At 78.7% G+C, this 4416-nt stretch carries 1 protein-coding gene; it reads right to left on the reverse strand.

Features of this window, described 5'->3' with window-relative positions:
• Nucleotides 1-4392, reverse strand: a 4392-nt coding sequence (locus ACIWVC_RS34115) for a beta-ketoacyl synthase N-terminal-like domain-containing protein (protein ID WP_396455135.1), incomplete at its 3' end; no start/stop codon positions are given.
• Between the last annotated feature and the right edge of the window lie 24 nt (nucleotides 4393-4416).

The raw sequence follows: 4416 nt of genomic DNA on the forward strand, positions 1-4416 counted from the left end.
CGGACCCTCCAGACCCAGCGCATACGCCACCCGACCCGACGCCACACTGCCCGCGGTCCCGACCAGCTGATAGCCCTCCGTCAGCTGCGAGCCGCGCAGCAGGTCGTGGTAGTCGTGGCTGATCACGCCGGTGAACACCCCGGTCCGGGAGCCGCCGAGCGAGGTCGGGTCGATGCCCGCCCGCTCGATCGCCTCCCACGACACCTCCAGCAGCAGCCGCTGCTGCGGGTCCATCGCCAGCGCCTCGCGCGGCGAGATCCCGAAGAAGTCCGCGTCGAAGTCGGCGGCGTCGTGGAGGAACCCGCCCTCGCGGGCGTAGCTGTGTCCCAGCCGGTCCGGATCGGGGTCGTACAGCCCCTCGTCCCAGCCCCGGTCGAGCGGCAGCCCGGCGACGGCGTCGCCGCCGGCGGCGACCAGCTCCCACAGGTCCCGCGGCGACCGGACGCCGCCCGGGTACCGGCAGGCCATCCCGACGATCGCGATGGGGTCGCCGTCGGAGGCCGGCCGCGGCCGCGCGTGCGGCGCACCGGGGGCGTGCGCCGCGCGCGGCGGGTCGCCGGCGGCCTCCGACAGCAGTTCCCGCAGGCGGGGGGCGAGGCCCGCGGGGGTGGGATAGTCGAACACCAGGGTCGCGGGCAGCCGCAGGCCGGTCGCGGCGGCGAGCGCGTTGCGGAAGTCGATCGCGGTGAGCGAGTCGAAGCCGAGTTCCTTGAACGTGCTGCTCCGCAGGCGCGCGGGGTCCAGTTCGGTGAACCCGAGGACGTCCATGACCCGCCGCCGGATCAGGTCCAGCAGCAGCTCGTCGCGTTCCGGGTCGCCGAGGCCCGCGAGCGTCCGGGCGAGGCCCCCGGCCGGGTGGGCGGCCGCGCTCCGCCGCACGGTCCTCCCGCGGTGGAGCGCGGCCAGCATCGGCGGGGGCGCGGCGGCGGACGGCGCGGCGGTGTCGAAGCGGGCCGCGACGGGCGCCGGGCGCGCCGGGTCGGCGACGGCGGCGTCCATGAGCGGGAGCGCCGCCGCCGGGTCCAGCGCGACCATGGCGTCCCGTTCGGTGCGGCGCGCGTGGGCGGCGCCCAGGTCCCGGGTCATGGCGCTGTCGGCCGCCCACAGGCCCCAGGCGATCGACGTGGCGGGCAGGCCGGCCGCGCGGCGCCGCCGGGCCAGCGCGTCGAGGAACGCGTTCGCGGCGGCGTAGTTGCCCTGCCCCGGGTTGCCGAGCACGCCGGCGGCGGAGGAGAACAGCACGAACGCCGCCAGGTCCGTCCCGGCCGTCAGCTCGTGCAGGTGCCAGGCGGCGTCGGCCTTCGGGCACGCGACGGCGTCGAAGCGGTCCGGCGTCTGCGCGGTGATCACGCCGTCGTCGACCGCGCCGGCGACGTGCACGACGGCCGACAGCGCGCGGCCGGCCAGCAGCCGCGCGAGGGCCGCGCGGTCCCCGGCGTCGCACGCCGCGAACTCGGCGCGCGCTCCCCGCCCGGCCAGTTCGGCGGCCAGTTCGGCCGCGCCCGGCGCGTCCGGGCCGCGCCGGGACACCAGCAGGAAGTCCCGGACGCCGTGGGCGTCCGCGAGATGCCGGACGACCAGCGAGCCGAGCGCCCCGGTCGCCCCGGTGACCAGGACGGCGCCGGCACCGTACGGGCGGTCCGCGGGGACGGTGAGCACCACCTTCCCGACGTGCCGGCCGGCGGACACGAACCGGAACGCCTCCGGCGCGCTCCGCACGTCCCAGGCGCGGACGGGCGGCGGCGCGAGGACGCCGTCGCGGAACAGCCGGAGCAGCTCGCCGAGCATCGCGCCGATCCGCTCGGGGCCGGCCTCGGCGAGGTCGAACGCCCGGTACCGCACGCCGGGGTGCCTCGCCGCGACCGCGGCCGGGTCCCGGACGTCGGTCTTCCCCAGTTCGACGAAGCGGCCGCCGCGCGGCAGCAGCCGCAGCGAGGCGTCCGTGTGCTCGTGCGCCAGCGCGTTGAGCACCACGTCGACGCCCTCGCCGCCGGTCGCGTCGAGGAACCGGTCCGCGAACCCGAGCGTGCGGGAGTCCGCGACGCGGCCGGGCGGCACGCCGAGCGCGGCGACCGCGCCGTGCTTGCCGGTGGACGCGGTCGCGTACACCTCCGCGCCGAGGTGCCGGGCGAGCTGCACGGCGGCCGTCCCGACGCCGCCGGCGGCCGCGTGGACGAGCAGCCGCTCGCCGGCGCGCAGCCCGGCCAGGTCGGTGAGGGCGTAGTAGGCGGTGAGGAAGACGACCGGCACGGACGCGCCCTGCGCGAACGTCCAGCCGTCCGGGAGCGGGGCGAGCATCCGGGCGTCCGCCACGGCCACCGGCCCGAACCCGCCTTCGACGAGGCCCATCACCCGGTCGCCCGGCGCGAAGCCGGTGACCCCCGGACCGGTTTCGAGGACGATCCCGGCCCCCTCGCCGCCCAGGGTGATCTCGCCCGGGTACATGCCGAGCGCGTGCAGCGCGTCGCGGAAGTTCACGCCCGCCGCCCGGATCCCGATCCTGACCTGGCCCGGCTCCAGGTCGGCCTGCGGCGCGGGGACGAGCGCGAGCCTGTCCTCCAGCGCCCCGTCGCCCGCCACCTCCAGGCGCCACGGGCCGCCGTCCGCGGGCGGGACGAGGGCCGGGCCGCCGGCGGCCGTGCGGGTCAGGCGCGGCACGAGGGCCTCGCCGCCGCGGATCGCCAGCTGCGGCTCACCCGCCCGCAGCGCCGCCGCGACGGCGGCGCCGACCGCGGCGTCGGAGGCCGGGTCGCCGTCCACGTCGACCAGGACGAACCGGCCGGGGTTCTCCGACTGCGCGGACCGGGCCAGGCCGAGGACGGCGGCCATGGCGGGGTCGGCGTCGTCGCCGGGCGCGGCGGCCGCGGCCCCGCGGGTGACGATCGCGAGCGGCCGGTCGGCGTCCCCGGCGAGTTCGCGCTGGATCTCGGCGAGCGCCCAGGCGACGGCGGTGCGCGCGGCGGCGGCCGGGTCGGCCGCCGGCGCGTCCGGGCAGCGGACGACCTCGGCGCCCCCTTCCGGGGCGGCGCTCCCGTCCGGGGCGAGCGGGAGCGGCTCCCAGGAAACGTCGAACAGGTCGCCGTCGCCGGGCCCGCGGAGCCGGCCTGGCTCCAGCGGCCGGAGGGTGAGGCCGCCGATGGCCGCGACCGGCTGCCCGGTGTCGTCCGCGACGGTGAGACGGATCGGGCCGTCGCCGGTCAGCCGCACCCGCAAGGCGGTGGCGCCGGAGGCGAGCAGCCGGACCCCGGTCCAGGCGTAGGGCAGCGCGAGGCCGCCGGCGCCGTCGGCGTCCAGGAACCGCAGCGGGTGCAGGGCGGCGTCCAGCAGCGCCGGGTGCAGCCCGTACCGCCGCGCCTCGGCCTCATCACCGGGGAAGGCGATCTCGGCGTACACGGCGTCGCCCGCCCGCCATGCCGCGCGCAGCCCCTGGAAGAGCGGCCCGTAGGCGAGGCCGGCGGCGGCCCGCTCCTCGGCGAACCCGCCGACGTCGATGGGTTCGGCCGAGGGCGGCGGCCACTGCGTCAGCGGCTCGGCGTCCGGCCCGTCCGCGTCGCCCACCGCGTTTCCCATCGCATCGCCCACCGTGCCGGTCGCGTGCCGGGTCCAGGGCGCGGCGTCATCGGCGGCAGGCCGGGAGTGCACGGTCACCGACCGGCGGCCCGCGTCGTCCGGAGCGGTCACGCCGACCTGGACGCTGACCGCGCCGGACTCCGGGATCACCAGCGGGGTGTGCACGGTCAGCTCCTCGACCGCGGAGCATCCGGCGGCGTCGGCGGCCCGGACGGCCAGCTCCACGAAGGCGGTGCCGGGGAGGAGCACGTGCCCGTCGACGACGTGGTCGGCGAGCCACGGGTGGGTCGCGAGCGACAGCCGGCCGGTCAGCAGGTGCCCGCCGGTCCCGGCCAGGTCCGCCGCCGTGTCCAGCAGCGGGTGGCCGGCGGAGCCGTCCGGCGCCGCGCCGCCCGCCGGCAGCCAGTACCGGCGCCGCTGGAACGGGTACGTGGGCAGCGCGGGGGTGACGCGGCCGCCCCAGGCGGCGAGGAGCGTGCGCCAGTCCACTGTGGTGCCGGCGGTCCACAGCGTCGCCAGCGCGGTGAGCAGGGCCTCCGTCTCGGCGCGCCCGGCGCGCATCGCGGCGGCGAACACGTGGCCGTCCTCGTCGACGATCCGCTGGGCCAGCGCGGTGAGCACGCCGTCGGGGCCGAGCTCCAGCCACCGGTTCGCGCCCCGGGACCGGAGGTCCCGGACGGTGTCGAGGAACCGCACGGGTTCGCGGACGTGCGCCGCCCAGTACGCCGGGTCCGCCACCTCGGCGGGCAGGCCCTCGATCGTGGGTGCGCGGAAGGACAGGCCGGCCACGACCCGGCCGAACTCCTCCAGCATCGGGTCCATCAGCGGCGAGTGGAACGCGTGGCT

The organism is Actinomadura sp. (assembly GCF_044508335.1).
In the GTDB taxonomy this organism is placed as follows: domain Bacteria; phylum Actinomycetota; class Actinomycetes; order Streptosporangiales; family Streptosporangiaceae; genus Spirillospora.